This is a genomic window from Thermosporothrix sp. COM3, from assembly GCF_059696735.1.
Genome location: NZ_AP019376.1, coordinates 4,590,455 through 4,607,974 on the forward strand (window position 1 = coordinate 4,590,455; position 17,520 = coordinate 4,607,974).

Here is a 17,520-nt window from a genome sequence, read left to right on the forward strand (position 1 = left end):
GTATCAGGAGGGCTGTTGAAGGGCAGCCAACTCTTCAGGAGTGTTCACATTGAGAAATGAACGCAACTGCGGTTCAATCAGTCGCAGTTGCGCTTCTTCTATATAACGGACTCGGGCAAGCGTCAGCAGGGAGCGAGGGTCGCGTCTCCCTTCCTGTAAACGCTGTTCGATCAGGGGAAGAACCGTTCGCGGATACACAGCGAACAAGACCTGCGGGATATTCTTCACAACGGGAACAAGCAAGGTATCATCCTGAGGGAAAGCCAATAAATAGTGAATGATCGCAGGCTGTACCAGCGGCATATCAACTGCCGTTACCAGTGCATGCGTTGCCTGCATGGCCCGTAAGCCACTGTAGAGACCCATCAGTGGCCCAACATCTGGCACCACATCAACGACAGTGCGCACATTCGGCATCTGATACAGGCGTGCCTGCTCCCTGTCGCGGGCAACGAGAATCACTTCGCTACACTGAGAGGAGAGGGTCAGGCTGAGGCGTTCAACGAACGTATACTGCTCATTGCCGGGGAGCGGTAAAAGCCCCTTCTCGCGTCCCATTCTCCTGCTTCGTCCGCCTGTGAGAATAATACCCGCAGCGCTGTTCATGCTCTGTTCTACCTGCTACCTGCCTTTGCCTTCTTCCGTTTCCCTGCCGGTATATACTGCTGTCTGCGATTCCATGCCTCCATATTCGCCCGCTCCTTCGGATAGCGCTTGATGAGATAGACAACCCAGACAACAGCCCAGGTAAGCAGGCCAAGCCCCCAGAGATACCGCCAGAAACGCCAGGCGAACAGACTTGAGTCCATCGCGACACGAGCAAAGATAAAGACAAAGCCAACCAGACAGAGCACAGCAAGCCAGCCGAGGAAGCGATCAAGCATGCGCTTTGCAATCGGTTTGCCTTTCACAAAACGTTTCCGGCCCTCAACTGTATAGTAAAACCAGACAAGGAGTCCTAAACCACAAAAAATAACCCAGGGCCAGAGAAAATGGAACGGCTCAGACCCTGATAAACCCGCATCAGCACCGGCTGTAGCAGGGTCCTGGAAGAGCCAGCGCAATAAGTCAAACTGCATGAAAAATCAACTCCTTTAAATACCGTGCATCCACGCCATACGGTTGCAGATAATGATATCATGTCTGCCTGTTAGAGTCCAGTAGGCGCATGCTCTGTCAGAGCAGGGAAAGCGCATCAGATGCACTCTGCTGTAGATACGATTTTCTGACGCCTTCCCGCTCACGATTTCACAGCTAATAACGGCTGTCTTCAGGACCAAGCCAGACCTCGTCTGTTTCAGACCAACGCCACTTAAAGGCTTCCATATCCAGTGGAGTCCGCACCTTCTTCCCGGGCAACAGACGCGGCCATCCAGCCGCCAGCCGCTCCATGATTTCCGGCCAGCTTCGCACACCACTTAACGCATCTGGCGCCTCAACGCTGCTCGCTCCGACCGCACACGCCGCCGAAAGCGCCGCCACTGGAGACATTCCCCGCAGCAACCCGAGCAAAAAGCCTGCAAGCGCGGTGTCCCCGGCTCCAGTGGTACTTGTCACATCCACCTTAAAACAGGGAGCCCAGATCTCGCGATCCGCCCAATTCACCAGTCCCGAAGGCTGCGCCCGCCCCATCTGTTCCAGCAAAGCAAAGCTGGCCGTACGCAGATAAAAGCCACGATGCCCGAGCTTCAGTCCGACCATCTTTGGGCCCATCTCCATCAAGGTTCGGGCAAGGGTAGAAACCAGTTCAGGCGAAACCCGGTCTACAGGCTTAATCTTATTGGCGCGGGCTGTAAACTTCTCATACAGTGGACGTCGCAACAGAAATAGCAGCGTCTCCACATTTACCAGCACCACATCTACAGACGGTAGAACAGCCGATAACATCTCGTTCCACTCCGGCTTGACCCCGAGGAGCGTGGGGAACGAGAGATCCAGCGAGGTGGTCACACCACGCTCCTTCGCCTGCTGCATCAGCGCAAGCAGCCCTTCTCCATTGTTTTGATACATGCATGGTAACAGAGCAGGAGTGGCAACATGAAAGAGCGCGATATTTTCCAACAGCCGATAACGAATATCATTGACACTGAATGTCTTATTACAACCAGGTGAATAGATGACCGTGTGCTCTCTCCCGGGCTTCTCCACGACAATTGCACATGAGCTGGCCTCTCCCGCCGCAATGATCATGCTCTCGGTCAGAATCGGGCCATAGGGCTCAAGCGCCTGTAAGAGTATACGCCCGAAATCATCATCACCGACCTTTCCCATTAAACCGGTGCCAATGCCAAGCTTTTGCAGCGCCACCCCGGTATGAAAGGCAGAGCCAGCAGCCGTCAAGGCCACCTGTTCGGCCTCGAACATTTTCCTGGATACGCCTGCTTGTTCCCCGAATCGAGGTTGAATATGCAGGCTGATGGGACCTGCAACAATGGCCTCCATCTTTATCGGGATTTGATCGTCATACGACGAAAAATGCTTCATCGCGGTATCAACTCCGTTGCTGTACTCAGTCAATCCTTTCTGCTCCCTCATATGCTATTCCTTCTAGAAGATTTCTCCCCGATCTCCCCTTTACATAGTACGTGGTTATTTCTATCACGTTTCTCAAACTATACAGATAATCAGCTTCCTTTTTGCAGAAGCGCCCTTCCTCTCGAAGCAAGCAAGCGTACCTCCAATCCTGCATACGAAAAATCAGGCCCTACAAGCCCGTTTTCAGGTTATATAATAAGAGATACTATTTGTCGGTCAGCGGATCGTTCTGTCAATTCATCCTGAAATGACAGAGCATCTTCGAGTATTGCGAGGTTGGGCTATTATGAGCAGAATCGTTATTCTTGCAGAGGGCTCCTTTCAGTTTCATGCAGCGAAAACAGCAGTAGGTGTCATCCGCTATAGCAAGGATACAGTTGTTGCTGTCATTGACAGCACCAAAGCTGGTCAGGATGTTGCGCAAGCACTGCAAACAAACTTCGGTACAGGGATACCAATTGTTCGAGACATTCGTGAAGCCCTCCCCTATCAGCCAGATACGTTGCTTATCGGTATCGCTCCACGTGGCGGGAATCTGCCGGCAGCATGGCGCTGGCAGTTGCTCACAGCAATCGAGGCGGGAATGAACATCGTCAGCGGGCTCCATTTCTTCCTATCCGATGATGAAGAGCTCCGTCAGGCAGCCGAAAAGCATGGCGTCATGCTCTATGATGTACGCCGCCCACCAGAGAAAAAGGTTGTTGCGAACTATACTCCGCACCGCGCTGGTAGCCATACTATTCTCGCGGTCGGCTCCGATTGCTCAACCGGGAAAATGACCACCATGCTGGAACTCGAGCAAACAGCCCGCCAGCGGGGCCTGAACAGCGCCTTTGTCGCCACAGGCCAGACCGGAATCATGATCTCAGGGAACGGACTGCCTATCGACCATATCATCTGTGATTTTCTAGCTGGAATGGTCGAAGAAATGGTGCTGGACTTCTGTGAGAAATATGATTGGGTCTTTGTTGAGGGACAGGGGGCCCTCAATCACCCCGGCTATTCCCCGGTTACATTAGGCCTGTTACACGGAACACTTCCCGATGCGATGATCTTCTGCCATATTGCCGGAGCCACAACCATTGACGGCTATCAACATTGTCCGCTCCCATCTCTTCCCGAGATGATTCGGATGAACGAAGACGTTGTCAACTGGCTCCATCCTCACCATAACAGCAAAGTGGTTGGTATTTCATTGCTCACCCATCATCTTTCTGAAGCGGAAGCCCGCGCCGAGATACAACGTATTGAGCAGGAAACCGGCCTGCCCACTGTTGATGTTCTCCGCTTTGGTGCAGATCCGCTAGTTGATGCCATTCAGCGCCATTTCAATGCTTGAGTTCGACCGTACCGCCAGCCACGCGCTGGTCTTATTTAAGGAGGAAGCCACAAGATGCATATTGACGCCAGGCCCATGAATCTCGATCTAGAAACCCCATTTCGGATTGCACGTTCGGTTCAGCATGTTGCGACAAACGTTGTCGTCCAGATAACTCATAATACCATTACCGGCTATGGTGAAGCGGCCCCCAGTCGCTATTATGGCGAAATTCAGGAAACCGTGCTCGCCTGTGTTGAGCGCTTTGCAGACCATCTGGGCGAAGATCCATTCCTGCTTGATACGATCCTGCACGATGTTGAGAAAGCGATAGGGCGTAATCCAGCCGCGAAAGCAGCGATTGATATGGCTCTCTATGATCTCATCGGCAAAATACTGAACATCCCGGTCTATCGGCTGCTCGGCCTGAATCCAGAACACACACCGCTGACCTCCTTTACGATTGGCATCGATACCCCCGCTGAGATGGCAAAGAAAGCGCTGGCCGCCAAAGACTATCCCATTCTGAAAATCAAGGTAGGGACAAAGAACGACCTGGACAACCTCCGGGCGATTCGCGAAGTCTCGTCAGCGGTGATCCGCGTTGATGCAAACTGTGGCTGGACCCCAAAAGAGGCCATTGAGAAGATTCAGCAATTCGCAGACCTGAATGTTGAATTCGTCGAGCAACCGGTTCCAGCCCACGACCTGAAAGGGCTCAAGCTGATTCGCGACAATGTGCCCCTGCCCATCATTGCCGATGAGAGCTGCGTCACCGTCGATGACATTCCAGTCGTTGCTGATTGTGTTGATGGGATTAACATAAAGCTAATGAAATGTGGCGGTTTGCGCAACGCCCTGAAGATGATTCATACTGCACGAGCACACAATCTGCGGGTCATGATTGGTTGTATGATCGAAAGCTCGCTTGCGATCACGGCAGCCGCTCACCTCACCCCGCTGGTTGATTACGCCGATCTGGATGGACATCTCTTGATCAAGAACGATCCCTATAGTGGTGTCAAAGTCGAGCACGGCAAGCTTATCCTCCCGGATGCTCCCGGATTGGGCGTCACCCCACGAAACTGAGAATAACAGAAGAGAGGTTCATTCCTGCAATGCCTCTCTTCTCCCCCACTCATAGAGCTATCCCTAACCTTTATAGCTATCTATTCTCTCGATTCATCTGGATTTAAGATAATCTATGGTACAATTTTCGGGAAAGCACCGGAGAATAATGGTATTTTTACCATCTTTCCCATGAGAAACAACTTATCTGAGTTTGCATCGTCTATAAAATAAAAAAAACTATGCCTTTTTACACTCAATCGCCTTGAACATACACACATTTCAGCTTAAAGCCCTGACAAAGTGAAAGGATAACTCACTTCATGAGCCAGATCATTGATGGCCTCGTTAAAACATTTGAGGCCCTCGGGTACCCCGGTATAGGCATACTTATGTTTCTGGAGGTGCTCTTTCCACCCATCCCCTCAGAAGTCATCATGCCGTGGGGAGGATCTATCGCCAAGAATCCCCTGGATGCCGTCTTTGTTGCCTTAGCGGGAACAATTGGCTCAATGGCCGGTGCCATTGTCTTCTACTATCTGGGGAAATTCGTCGGTACCGCGCGACTCGTGAAGTTTGCTAATAAATACGGTCGCTGGCTTACTGTCTCCGGGAAGGATATTCGCAAAGCGGATGCCTGGTTCGACAAATATGGCATCTGGGTCGTCTTCTTCTGTCGCTTCATTCCCGGTATTCGCTCTCTGGTCTCACTCCCGGCAGGCGTTGCTGAAGTAAAAATCGTCCCATTTCTGCTCCTGACCCTGCTTGGCACATCTCTCTGGAATATCGGTCTGACTTTTGGCGGCTACGCCCTCAAAGAAAACTACACCCAGATTGACCACATCATGGGAGGATGGGGCAAATACATCCTCGGTGGCTGTGTGGCTATTCTTGCAATTATCTATATCTGGCGTCTCGTTTTGCAGATGCGTGAGAAGCCGGAACCCGAGGAAACCGAGGCACAGGTTACCGCACAGAACTGGTCCCCTGAAGTTCCCGGCACAGGGCAGCCCGCCTGGAATGCACAACAGCCTCAGCAGCAGCCCGCCTGGAATGCGCAACAACCTCAGCAACAACAACCTGCATGGGGACAACCACAGCAGCAACCTGCATGGGGTCAGGCGGCGTTCTCAGGCGCACCGCAGGGCTCCTCACCAGATGTCACAGTGGTACGCCATTCCACACCGCAACAACCTGCATGGGGTCAACAAGCGCAACCTGCATGGAATGCACAACAGCCTCAGCAGCCCGCATGGGGTCAGCAACCGGTATGGGGGCAACCGCAACAGCAGAACGCCGATCCTGATGCGACAGTGATTCGCCGTCCGGGACCTCCTTTCCAGCCACAGTCGGGAGCACCTGTACAACAGCAAGGCAGCATGCCGCAGGTCCAACCACAACAGCAAGGCAGCATGCCGCAGGTCCAACCACAACAGCAAGGCTTTATGCCACACGTTCCGTCAATGCCGGGCATAGGCAATTCGCCCTTTACGCCTCAGCAGCAACAGCCCGCCGCAAACGGGAATGAGGCTACGGTTGTACAGCGTCCCTGGACAGCGCCACAACAGGGACAACAACAAAACCCCTGGAAACCCCTCTAGCCATAAGCCAGATAAGACAGACAGAGAGAGCGAGCCACCCTTTTCACCGGGTGACTCGCTCTTCTCTCTAGTGTGCGCTCGTTATTTCATCTTCATTTTCAGATCCATTGTCAGGACGCATGCCTCTTGCACCCGACAACAGTGACTATCGCTCTAGAACTTCAGCGCGCCGGCTGAAATATTGGCGATAAACTGTCGTGCTCCCAGGAAGAAGATAATAATGAGCGGAATCGTTGACATCAACGTTCCGGCCATGATCATGCTGTAGTCAGTGTCATACACCCCCTTCAGTGAGGTCAGCGAGACCTGTAAGGTGTACATCCTGGGATCATTCAAGACAATCAACGGCCAGAGATAGTCATTCCAGGAGGTAATAAAGGTCAGAATGCCAAAGAAGCCGAGCGCCGGGCGCAACGCTGGCAACGCGACGTGCCAGTAGATCCGCAAATGGCCGCACCCATCGAGACGGGCCGCGTCAATCAGCTCATTTGGAATCGCCGAGAGGGCATACTGACGCATCCAGAAGATACCAAAGGCGGTCGCCATTCCCGGTATAATTAACGGGAGAAATGTGCCAATCCAGCCAAGATTTGCCATGATCACAAACGAGGCCACAGTTGAACCGGCAGTTGGAATAAGCATTGTGCCCAGGAGCAAGGCAAACAGCACATTCCTCCCCGGGAATTCAAATTTCGCGAAGGTAAATCCTGCAATTGAGCAGAAGAACAACGCCAGAACAGTACATACAAGAGAAACAATCAGCGAGTTCGCAAAGCTCTGAAAGAAATCCATATTCGTCAGGACATTCGTCACATTGGTCCAGAGATTACCACCCGGGATCACTTTTGGCGGTACCCTGTAGATATCGCTGGTGGTGTTGGTCGACATGACGAAGACCCAATAGAACGGGAACACAGAAGCAATCAGTCCAAGCAAGAGCAAACCTTCAACCAGAATGGTCTTGACCCAGTAGCCGGGACCCTTTGCGCTCAAATGGTTTTGTTGCGGTGCTACGCCTATCATCTTTCGGACTCCTTTCCTTTTTACCGATCGCCCCGGTTGACCACTTTCCAGTTAATAAAGGTGAACACCAGCAGGATCAAGAAGATCAGCCAGCTCACCGCGGCACCATAGCCATAGCGGAAGCTCACAAATGCCTGGCCATACTGATAGAGCGACATCGTCAGGCCCTCAGCCGCCGGACCGCCACCGTTGCCCAGCATAACCTGAGGCTCAGTGAAGAGGGTCATACCGCCAATTGTCGAGGAGATCACAGTAAAAAGAATGACCGGGCGTAGCAGTGGAAGCGTAATATGAAAGAAGATGTCTTTCGTACTTGCACCGTCAATGCGGGCTGCCTCATACAGCTCCGTTGGAATGCTTTGCAAACCGGCCATATAGATCAGGGCGTTATAGCCAGTCCAGCGCCAGATGACCATGATCGCAATTGACCATTTTATCCCCCAGGGATCAGAAAGCCATTCTATCCCGGGCAAATGAATGGCGCGTAGTATCACATTAATCAGGCCATACTCTGACCCATAGAAGGAGTTAAAGATCAGGGTAATCGCCACAATCGAGGTCACGTAAGGCAGGAAGAAAGCTACCTGATAGAGAAACTTCGATTTTTTCCGCTGGTTCAGCAGGAAGGCCATCAGCAATGCCAGAAAGAGCATCGGTATTGTGGACATGAACCAGATCAGAAAGGTGTTGATGATTGACTTGCCGAACTTGGGATCGGTTAAGGCAAAGATAAAGTTATTCAGCCCGATAAACTTCATCTCGCCGATACCATCCCATTTCTGGAACGACAGGTACAGGGTGAACAGTGATGGTAGAAGGCCAAATACCAGGTACAGGATGAAAAAGGGTGCCACAGATAGGTACATCGGAATATAGCGCTTAAAGTTCTTCCGTGCAGTTGTAGCACCCGCGCTACTCTTGTTCCCACTCATCGTTGTCGCAACCGGACTCAAGCTGCCCATAACTAGCTACTCCTTTTGCGTCTACAATGACGCGTCCTTCAAGTCTCCTGTTTGGAATCGTTACCGCAACAAAACTCTCCGTGCTTCGTTCTGTGCATCTTGCCAGGCCTGTTCGGGATTCTTTCCCTGAAGCTCAATCAGCGTGAGCTGATCGGTAATCGCGGTGCTCACCACACTATCATCAGGGGCAGAATAGCTATTAGGCACATTTACAGCAGCCGCACTAAAAATCTCAGTCGTGCGCTGACCACCAAAGAATGGCTCAGGCTGCGCAAGCTCGGGTGATTTCAGGGCATCGAATGCTGAGGGAAAGAGCTGCATGGTTTTGTACGCGGTTAACTGGTTCTGGGGAGATTGGAGCCACTTGATTACTTCAAACGCCTCTTTCGGGTGCTGGCAATATTTGGTGATCGTCAGGAAGGAGCCGCCATTGTTTCCATCACCACCGGGGGCGCGGGCAATACGCCATTTTCCTTTTGTATCGGGCGCGGCATCTGCCAGGATCTGTTTCTCCCAGACAGCGTGAACAAAAGCGCCAATACGCCCGTTATTCGCGGCCTTGTTCCACTCACTGCTGACAATTTTGCCATCAATGCCCATCTGATACGCCTTCACGGCAAGGTCCCAATTCCGTTTCACATGCTCCTGATCGCCGATATAGTTTCCGTCCCGATCGAAGTAGAGCTTCGGGCTTTGTGACATGAGCTGCGTATACAGGTTGGTCAGGCTGTCCACCACGTAGACCTGTCCGTTCGTTGCCTGCTTGAGCTTCTGGCCCAGTGCGAAGTAATCATCCCAGGTCTTGATCTGTGCAGAGACTTCTTCAGGGTCGCCAGGAAGACCAGCTTTCTCAAAGAGATCTGCCCGGTAGAAGAGGGCCGTCGGGCCTGTATCCATCGGAATAGCGATCTGACGATTCTTCGGAGTCAGACCGTAATTCCATTTCCATTCAAGGTACTGCGACTTGATCTCTTTCGCGCCCAGAGTATTGAGATCATAAAACTGATCTTCGTCCGGGAAATAGATGGAGATGTTGGAGTTAATTGCCAGAATATCGGGGACCCCATTATGAGCCGCCATTGTGGTACGCACCTTTGCGTCATAATCTGACATCTTCTGTGGTTCCAGGACCACATTCGGAAAAACCTTGTTCACCTGTGCAAGCAGGTTATCATCAATGGAGCGGTTCCAGTACCAGAGTTTCAGATGGATCTTCCCATCTCCGCTCGCATTGGCATTCAGCCCACACCCTGCCAGACTCAGCAACACTGCCATAAGCAACAGGATACAGGCCAGGTTACGCATCCTCCCCGATGCAGAAAAGGTCCGTTCCATAATTCCTCCTGTTTGATAATCTTGAGCGCACATCAGGAGAAAACGTTTCCACCAAAGAATACAAACAAAGAGGCAATTCGTATCCCTGGAAGAAAGCTATAAAAGTTAGATAATTTATAACACATAAAATGAAAAAAAATCAATACTAAAACAAGCAGTCTTTTTTTCATCGCAATCCAAGAACCGGTTCAGGATAGACAGAGATCACATCTAGAACAGAGAAGATGCAGGCTCTGTCAATGTAGTATTTCTAGAAATGAAGTAACTATCATAAATAACGGATGGAGAAAGCGGACTTCTGGCCCCTTTTTTCCGATTGCCCCAACAGCGGGAGGATGCAGAACCATCGGGATGTAGTATAATAGCTTCAATAAAACCGGAAAGACATCATTTTATTTTCTGCTAATTGTAGAGGTTTCCTATGCCAACACGAGAAGATGCCTATCGACTGATGACCAGTCATGTCAAAAACGTGAACCTGCAAAAACATATGCTCTCTGTTGAAGCTGCAATGCGCTTCTATGCCCGGAAATACGGGGAGGACGAGGAACTGTGGGGAATTGCAGGTCTCCTGCATGATTGCGACTATGAAGAATACCCCGATTTAGAGCGCCATACGCAGGTGGCCGCCCACTGGCTGCGCGAAGAAGGATATGACGAGCGCATTATCTATGCGATTCTGGCGCATAACGACCTCAATAAAGAGACCAATCCTCGCAATGACCTGCTCTCACGTGCGCTGTTTGCCTGTGATGAGATCACCGGCATGATTACAGCCACTGCCCTTGTGCGCCCGAATAAAAGCGTGATCGGGCTGGAAGTCTCTTCTGTGCGGAAAAAGATGAAGTCGAAAGGCTTTGCCGCCGGGGTTAACCGTGAAGATCTGGTACGAGGGGCAGAAGAACTGGGTATTCCGCTTGAAGAGCATATCGCGAATGTTATTCAGGCCATGAGTGAGGTTGCAGATCAGCTCGGCTTGCGAGGCACTGCCGCCTAGAGAGGCACTGACAGGATGCGCTATGATTGATAACATCGACAATACGCCTCGTCCACCTCAATCACAGCGACTGTTTACCGCCAGCGAGATTGCGCAGTTCGAGTACTGCCCTCTCTCCTGGTGGTACGAGCACTTCGGCCCCACAGCCCGGGCCGATACAGAAGAGCTTTTTGCCCGTCTGGTCGAGCTTGAGCACGAATACGGCTCGCAGGCTCCATCCCTTCCTGAGTATCAGGTGATCGAACAACTGCTCCTTCGCCAGAATGCCTTCAATGAGGGTATCCACCAGCATACCGACTATGATCATGGCCCTCAACGTGGTCTAAAAGCGGACTCATCATCAAATGATCTGTTGCACAGATTGACACTGATTGCAATCTGCATACTTCTCATTGCCATCATTCTGATCGTAGCAGGTCTCTTTTTGGGACGATAAAGAGCGCTTATGGGTTCATTATTGATCGCTTTTGGCCTTGTTCTGCTTATTACATCGGTTGCCCTGCTCCTCCTGGTGAGGAACGAGCGGCAGCACCAGCAACAGCGTCGGGAGACCGCCTACTATCAGGCGTTACGCTTGCCAGAAGGAACATTGGTCTATAAAGATGCCGATGGCCAGGGAACAACGCTCAGTTCCAGCGCATACCCGCTTATCGGCAAGCCTGACTATGTGATTCAGCAACGGGATGGTCGCCTCGTGCCGCTTGAACTCAAGCTTTCTACCAAAGGGGCGACGCAACCGTATAGCAACCATGTCATCCAGGTAGCGGCGTACTGCTTGATCCTGGAAGACTACGCGGATGAAGCGCCAACACATGGCATACTTCGCTATGCCGACCGAGATTTTACGGTCGAGTATACACCTGCGCTGCGCAAAAAAGTGCTTCGACAACTCAGAGCAATGAGTACCTGCGATGAAAAGGAACAGCCTGTTCTGAAAACCCAGAATGCACGGAAATGCCAGGCTTGTCCCTTTCGAGCAATCTGTCCGATTGGGCAGGCAAAATAAAGTGCCCTCGCGAAAAATTCGAGTACCCATTCTATAGAAAAGCTTTTCTATATATACACTATTTCTATTGTCTTAGAAGAACCTATCTCCTTCTTTTCTGGAATTCCCCTCAAGAGGAGAAGACAGCCCTGTTGAAAGGAAGAAAACCATGCACCATCTTGCGGATATTGTCTGGCGAACCGAATGGCACATCGCGACAACAGGCAATCATATCCTTGAGCTTCCGGCGGGGCAGCTTACCTATAATTGCGCCTGGCACGATCAGCACAGCTCTCATCAGCTCTGGATACAACAGCCCGGTCAGGCACTCAGAGACCTCTCACTTCCCTGCCTCCACCCCTTCGAGCTGATCGTACTGGCTCCGGGTGAATGGGCCGACTTCTTTCCAGAGCCTCAACCGCCAACCGTTCGCATGCAGCATGAATGGGGGATGTGGCTGCCAGCTTCCGCCTTTCCTGACATCCATTCCCTGCGTCTGGGGCTCACTCCAGCCCAAAACGAAGCCGATTGGGCAACCATGTTCGCCTATCGCTTCCAGGGAGAGCAAGCGTTCGGCATCACCGATTCTCGCACCATTCAACGCATGATCGAGCATATTCGCTGGCGCCAGCGCCATCTAGAAAGCGCCTGGTATCTTGCGCACGCTGAAGGGGCCATCGTTGGAGGCATCGGTCTGGTATGCTGCAATACGCCCTATGGCAAAGTTGGAAGGCTACAAGATGTCGATATCATCCCGGCCTATCAGGGAAAAGGGTTCGGCAATGAGCTCCTGCACGCCATCTGTCAGCTTGCCACTACAGCAGGACTACAGGGACTATGCCTGCGAGCCGATGCAGCCGATTGGCCTAAAAACTGGTATGCACGATATGGTTTCGAGCATGTCGCGACCTGGACACGCTTTAAAGGGTTCTCTCGGCCTGCATTTTCAGCACATCAGCCAGACGCTTCAATTCCTCTCGTAACTCGGCCGGCTGACGAACATTGATCGGGAAAGGCCACCCCGCCACGATATGCGCCATCCAATCCAGTTCATTGACATAGCAGCGAAAGCTTACCATCCGCTCATGGTCCGGAACAGGTTCCAGGACTGCCAGTGCAGGTGAGACATAGCGCTGCGCTTCCTCCAGCGAGGTTTCAAGCCAGAGCTCAATGAACCAGCGAGCAGGCGTCATTGGCAGTGATTTCACCACGAACTCCAGACAATCAAAGTTCTCTGGCCGGGTAAAGGTCTCGTCTCGTAGCTCAGCCATTTCCACACGATCCAGTCTGAAATTACGCAGGTCCTTCCGCAAATGGCAATACCCGACCGTGTACCAGTACCCTGCCCGACACACAAGCCCATACGGATCAATCTCGCGTTCCGTCGCCCCCGCGTCATATGCGCCATAGCGTACCCAGACTCTACGGCGCAAACGCGCCCCTGCCGCCAGCGTAGCAATAATCGCACTTTGTGTCAGCGTCTGTACTTCCCGCACATCGACACTGAGCACCTCTTTGAGTCCCTGCACCTGATCACTCAGGCCGCGCGGCAACACTCGTTCCAGCTTGGCAAGCGCTCCCTCCACAGCCGGAGCAGCATCAGCCATCCCCAGTTTACGGACCGTCAGCAAACCGAGCGTCAAGGCAAACGCTTCATCGTTAGTAAACATCAAGGGAGGCAGCTTAAAGCCCGGGCGCAGATAGTAGGCCCCATAGCGTCCCCGCCCGCCTTCAACCGGGATCCCCATACTCTGCAACATCATGATATAGCGTCGCACCGTTCGGATATCGACCTCAAGGCGCTCCGCCAGTTCCGGTCCGCTGATCTTTGAGCGTGATTGCAGGAGTTCCAGCACGGTCAGGACACGTGTCGTCGGAAAATACATTCATTCTCCCCTCTCATCTAACTACTTCAGGCGGCTCCTGGTCATGGTGCGAACCGCCATCCTCAACGAGCGGAGGCCACGCAAGTGAAACAGTTCTCCGGTTTGAGAGCAGCAGACAGAACCGCCTTAAACAGGTCAAATTATAACCTGATATGCTGGTATACTCAAGATGAGAAGCAAAAAGAATGCTTCAGCAATTCGGTAAAGGAGTCCAGGCCATGAAGGATCACACCGCGCTTCTTATCATTGATATGCAGGTAGGCTTACTCGAAGGAGCCTATCAACCAGAACAGACCTTGAACACCATCCGCACACTGCTTGATAAAGCCCACGCGAAGCAGCTTCCGGTTCTCTATGTGCAACATGATGGCCCTGCTGGTGACCCGCTGGAGCCTGATACACCGGGCTGGCACCTTCATCCAGCTATCGCGCCAGCACCAGAGGAGCCGGTTATCCGTAAACAGGCCTGCGATGCCTTCTATGAGACCGAGCTTGAGGCTGAGCTTCAGAAGCGCCACATTACCCACCTGATTGTCACTGGCGGTCAGACTGAGTATTGCGTTGATAGCACCACGCGAAGCGCGACCGCACATCACTATGACGTAACGCTTGTCTCCGATGCACATACAACCTCTGATTCGTCATCGTTCTCAGCAGAACAGATCATTCGCCATCATAACGAGCTTTTAAACTGGTTTCAGACGGGCGAATATCGGGTCCGGGTCGTTCCAGCTCATGAAATCCAGTTCTAGCACAGGATATGGTATACTGGCATATATTACGATATACAATATATTACGAAGGAGTAAACATTATGCCTGCCGACCCAATTACAAAAGCAGAATTGCTTAGAAAAATTCAGGAAGGGCATGACGCCCTCAAAACCTTCCTTGCTCAGTTCGATGAGCAGCAATTACAGGAACCAGGAGTCAATGGTGAATGGTCAATCAAAGATAACATTGCACATTTGAGCGCCTGGCATAAACGCCTGATAGACGATCTAGCAGCGGCGCGGGCGGGTATCACTCCGGAGGATCGTGACCAGGGACTCGACATTGATGGGATCAATGAACGCATCTTTCAGGAGAACAGACACCGTTCTCTGGCTGATGTGCAACAAGAGTTTGAGGATACCTATGCTCAGACAGTGCAGAGTGTTGAGCAGACGCCCGAAGAGATGTTAAATCAGCCTCCATGCTGGACTGACAAATATCTTCTCTGGGAACTCGTAGACGGAAACACATTCAGCCACTATCAGGAGCATACCGAATACATTCAAAACTGGTTGCAACGCAAAGCAGCCCAATAACTCTTCAATAATAGTGCAGGAAACCAGCCTATGACTGTTCATCTCTCTCTACCACAGGCTCGCCAATTTCTGGCGAGCTACCATTTTCAGCCGACAACGTTGCCAGCGATCTTTGAGCAACTGGGCACTGTACAATATGATCCATTGAACCCGGTTGGACGCAATCCGGACCTTGTCTTTCAGGCGCGTATTCCCGGCTATCAGGTGGATGACTGGCAAACAGCGGCCTATCAGAATCGCTTGATCTACGATGCCTGGGATAAACAGGCCTGCCTTGTTCCTGTTAGCGATTGGCCCTTACGCGCAATTATCCGTGCCCATCACCGCCCTTACCACGATCGTGAGATTCTGGGGCTGCATCCCGACCTACCACGTACCATCATGGCGGCAATTGATTCCCGTGGGCCGCTCTCCTCGCTTGAATTTGAGGAAAGGGCACGCTATGGAGAAAGGAACTCCTGGTACGGTATCACCCAGATCAATCGTGCCCTACGAGCCATGTGGGTCTGTGGCGAGTTGCTCACCCATCATCGCAAAAATGGCCGCCACTATTATGATAGACCGGAGCGCGTCATTCCCGCCAAACATTTCGCGCAGCCTCTCCTGGCCGACCATGACGCCTACCTTCGCTGGATCGTAGCGCGTCGCATTCAGGCTGTTGGTCTCCTGCGTCTGGCAGCCGATCCGGCTATCTGGAGCGTGTGCGGCAAAGCCGAGGATCGCAAGCGTGTTATTGCCGAGTTGCTCGAAGAGGGAACCATCACGCAGGTCACGATCGAGACGCTCAAGACGCCGTACTATATCCCGACAAGCGCCCTGCCGCTGCTTGATACCACCTCCATACCAGCCGACCGCATGCGGATTCTTGGTCCACTGGACAATCTACTCTGGGATCGCAAAAACCTGCAAGCTTTTCAACTTCTCGTATATCTGGGAAGTCTACAAACCAGCCTCACAACGCCGTTGGGGCTATTATGTCCTACCTGTCTTCTATAAGAACCGCTTTATCGCCCGACTTGATTCGCGGCTGGAAAAAGGTATCTGGACCATCTCTCAATGGTGGTGGGAAGACGACGTAACCCCCGACGCAGATATGCTTACCGACCTCACGCAGATGGCGCGGGCATTCCTCCATTATCTCCGCGCGGATGGTATCCAGATCCCCGACCATCTGGACCATGCAACAAAGGTTGCCCTTCTTGCAGCGGGCTAAAATAGAATAGAGATCTAATAGTAGAGAATAACGAGAGTATACAGTTCATCTTGACAAAAGCTCCCAAATATTCCGTAAATAAAGGGAGCAACTTTCGTTTTCTTAGGTACACTAAAAAGAATATTCACCTTCGGCCAGAGTGACAAGCGGTCGAAGGTGTTTTTCCCCTTTTATTGGGATAAGCATTGGAGGAATCACAAAAAAATGGCACGCTTTCCATTAAAGCTTGGATATAAAGCATCAGCCGAACAATTTGGCCCTCAACATCTGCTTGATCTGGCAATTGAAGCAGAGAACAATGGTTTTGATAGCGTCTGGATCAGCGACCACTTCCAGCCATGGCGTCACACCGACGGACATGCACCGTTCGCACCTTCCTGGATGGCCGCTGTTGGCCAGCGCACAAAGCGGATCGTGCTTGGCACCAGCGTTTTAACGCCAACCTTTCGGTATCAACCAGCGGTGGTAGCGCAGGCGTTTGGCACGCTTGGAGTGCTGACCCCCGGGCGTATCATTCTGGGCGTAGGATCAGGTGAAGCGCTCAATGAGATCGCTGTTGCCAATATTGAATGGCCATCGGCGAAAGAACGCCTTGCCCGTCTTGGAGAGTCGGTAGAACTTATTCGCCGCCTCTGGACTGAAGATCTGGTCACATTTGACGGCAAGTATTACCATACACGCAATGCAACCATTTATGATAAGCCTTCACAGCCGATACCTATTTATATGGGTGCCGGGGGACCTGTTGCAGCAAAACTTGCGGGTCGTCTGGGAGATGGCTTCATCTGTACCTCAGGAAAGGGCGATGAGCTCTATCGGGATAAATTGATACCGGGATTAGACGCAGGCGCGAAAGCAGCCGGGAGAGATCCCGAGCAGATCGAGCGCATGATTGAGATAAAGGTTTCCTTCGATACTGACCGGGATCGCGCCCTGAAAGATACCCGTATCTGGGCCGCTCTGGCGCTGCCAGCAGAAGATAAAGTTGCGATTCATGATCCCCGGGAGATGGAGCGCAAAGCCGAAGAGGTTGCAGATCAGGCCCATCGTCGCTGGCTCGTTTCCAATGACCCAGAAGAACATATTGAGCAGATCCGCCCGTATATTGAGCTTGGTTTTACACATCTGGTCTTCCATGCTCCGGGCGATGATCAGTCGCGCTTCCTGAAACTCTATGCGAAAGAAATTTTGCCCAGATTGCGTCAGCGCTGGGGCTAAACAGATCATAAATCGGGAGACGGAAGGATCAACCTTCCGCCTTCCCCTTCTTCCTCATTTCCCCGTTCAA

General features: G+C 52.0%; 18 protein-coding genes. 11 read left to right on the top strand and 7 right to left on the bottom strand.

The window, feature by feature from the left end; translation table 11 throughout:
- Positions 1-3: 3 nt before the first annotated feature.
- The 3 genes from KTH_RS19475 to KTH_RS19485 form a co-directional block, all read right to left on the bottom strand.
- Positions 4-606 (bottom strand): molybdenum cofactor guanylyltransferase, encoded by a 603-nt coding sequence (locus KTH_RS19475; protein ID WP_111319172.1) that lies wholly within the window; start codon positions 604-606, stop codon positions 4-6.
- A gap of 8 nt (positions 607-614) precedes the next feature.
- Positions 615-1,079 carry a hypothetical protein gene (locus KTH_RS19480; protein WP_111319174.1) on the bottom strand — a complete coding sequence of 155 codons (465 nt, stop codon included), beginning with the start codon at positions 1,077-1,079 and terminating at the stop codon, positions 615-617.
- A 175-nt stretch (positions 1,080-1,254) separates the two neighbouring features.
- Positions 1,255-2,535, bottom strand: coding sequence for a carbohydrate kinase family protein (locus KTH_RS19485; protein ID WP_497620580.1), 1,281 nt, complete (start codon positions 2,533-2,535; stop codon positions 1,255-1,257).
- A gap of 286 nt (positions 2,536-2,821) precedes the next feature.
- Between KTH_RS19485 and KTH_RS19490 the strand changes: the two genes are divergently transcribed.
- From KTH_RS19490 to KTH_RS19500, 3 genes are all read left to right on the top strand, one after another.
- Positions 2,822-3,874, top strand: coding sequence for an N-acetyltransferase DgcN family protein (locus tag KTH_RS19490; RefSeq protein ID WP_497620582.1), 1,053 nt, complete (start codon positions 2,822-2,824; stop codon positions 3,872-3,874).
- A 54-nt stretch (positions 3,875-3,928) separates the two neighbouring features.
- Positions 3,929-4,942, top strand: coding sequence for a dipeptide epimerase (locus KTH_RS19495; protein ID WP_497620584.1), 1,014 nt, complete (start codon positions 3,929-3,931; stop codon positions 4,940-4,942).
- 302 nt (positions 4,943-5,244) lie between these two features.
- Positions 5,245-6,522, top strand: a complete 1,278-nt coding sequence (locus tag KTH_RS19500; protein ID WP_497620586.1) for a DedA family protein — start codon at positions 5,245-5,247, stop codon at positions 6,520-6,522.
- A 153-nt stretch (positions 6,523-6,675) separates the two neighbouring features.
- On the opposite strand, the gene KTH_RS19505 is transcribed toward KTH_RS19500, so the two are convergent.
- From KTH_RS19505 to KTH_RS19515, 3 genes are read right to left on the bottom strand one after another with little or no spacing between them, the layout of a single operon-like run.
- Entirely contained in the window at positions 6,676-7,545 is an 870-nt protein-coding gene (locus tag KTH_RS19505; protein WP_111319184.1) for a carbohydrate ABC transporter permease, read from the bottom strand.
- Positions 7,546-7,565: 20 nt separating this feature from the next.
- Positions 7,566-8,507, bottom strand: coding sequence for a carbohydrate ABC transporter permease (locus KTH_RS19510; protein WP_497620588.1), 942 nt, complete (start codon positions 8,505-8,507; stop codon positions 7,566-7,568).
- 60 nt (positions 8,508-8,567) lie between these two features.
- Positions 8,568-9,842: an ABC transporter substrate-binding protein gene (locus tag KTH_RS19515; protein ID WP_497620590.1), complete on the bottom strand. Its 1,275-nt coding sequence runs from the start codon at positions 9,840-9,842 to the stop codon at positions 8,568-8,570.
- 421 nt (positions 9,843-10,263) lie between these two features.
- Here KTH_RS19515 and KTH_RS19520 point away from each other — a divergent pair, with 421 nt between their 5' ends.
- The 4 genes from KTH_RS19520 to KTH_RS19535 all read left to right on the top strand — a co-directional run bounded on the left by KTH_RS19520 (position 10,264) and on the right by KTH_RS19535 (position 12,830).
- A complete protein-coding gene (locus tag KTH_RS19520) occupies positions 10,264-10,839 on the top strand; it encodes an HD domain-containing protein (protein ID WP_497620592.1) in 576 nt (191 codons plus the stop codon).
- A 22-nt stretch (positions 10,840-10,861) separates the two neighbouring features.
- Positions 10,862-11,275: a hypothetical protein gene (locus tag KTH_RS19525; RefSeq protein WP_497620594.1), complete on the top strand. Its 414-nt coding sequence runs from the start codon at positions 10,862-10,864 to the stop codon at positions 11,273-11,275.
- A gap of 9 nt (positions 11,276-11,284) precedes the next feature.
- Positions 11,285-11,845 (top strand): CRISPR-associated protein Cas4, encoded by a 561-nt coding sequence (gene cas4 / locus KTH_RS19530; protein ID WP_497620596.1) that lies wholly within the window; start codon positions 11,285-11,287, stop codon positions 11,843-11,845.
- Between the two features lie 148 nt (positions 11,846-11,993).
- Positions 11,994-12,830, top strand: a complete 837-nt coding sequence (locus KTH_RS19535) for a GNAT family N-acetyltransferase (protein ID WP_497620598.1) — start codon at positions 11,994-11,996, stop codon at positions 12,828-12,830.
- Here the strand turns inward: KTH_RS19535 and KTH_RS19540 are convergent.
- Entirely contained in the window at positions 12,745-13,710 is a 966-nt protein-coding gene (locus KTH_RS19540; RefSeq protein WP_497620600.1) for a helix-turn-helix transcriptional regulator, read from the bottom strand. The genes KTH_RS19535 and KTH_RS19540 overlap by 86 nt on opposite strands.
- A gap of 218 nt (positions 13,711-13,928) precedes the next feature.
- Here KTH_RS19540 and KTH_RS19545 point away from each other — a divergent pair, with 218 nt between their 5' ends.
- The 4 genes from KTH_RS19545 (at position 13,929) to fgd (ending at position 17,450) form a co-directional block, all read left to right on the top strand.
- A complete protein-coding gene (locus KTH_RS19545) occupies positions 13,929-14,462 on the top strand; it encodes a cysteine hydrolase family protein (protein ID WP_497620602.1) in 534 nt (177 codons plus the stop codon).
- A 62-nt stretch (positions 14,463-14,524) separates the two neighbouring features.
- Entirely contained in the window at positions 14,525-15,019 is a 495-nt protein-coding gene (locus tag KTH_RS19550) for a ClbS/DfsB family four-helix bundle protein (RefSeq protein ID WP_497620604.1), read from the top strand.
- A 30-nt stretch (positions 15,020-15,049) separates the two neighbouring features.
- Positions 15,050-16,015 carry a DNA glycosylase AlkZ-like family protein gene (locus KTH_RS19555; protein ID WP_497620606.1) on the top strand — a complete coding sequence of 322 codons (966 nt, stop codon included), beginning with the start codon at positions 15,050-15,052 and terminating at the stop codon, positions 16,013-16,015.
- Positions 16,016-16,436: 421 nt separating this feature from the next.
- On the top strand, positions 16,437-17,450 hold the full coding sequence (gene fgd, locus KTH_RS19560) for a glucose-6-phosphate dehydrogenase (coenzyme-F420) (RefSeq protein WP_497620608.1): 1,014 nt from the start codon (positions 16,437-16,439) through the stop codon (positions 17,448-17,450).
- The last annotated feature ends 70 nt before the right edge of the window (positions 17,451-17,520 follow it).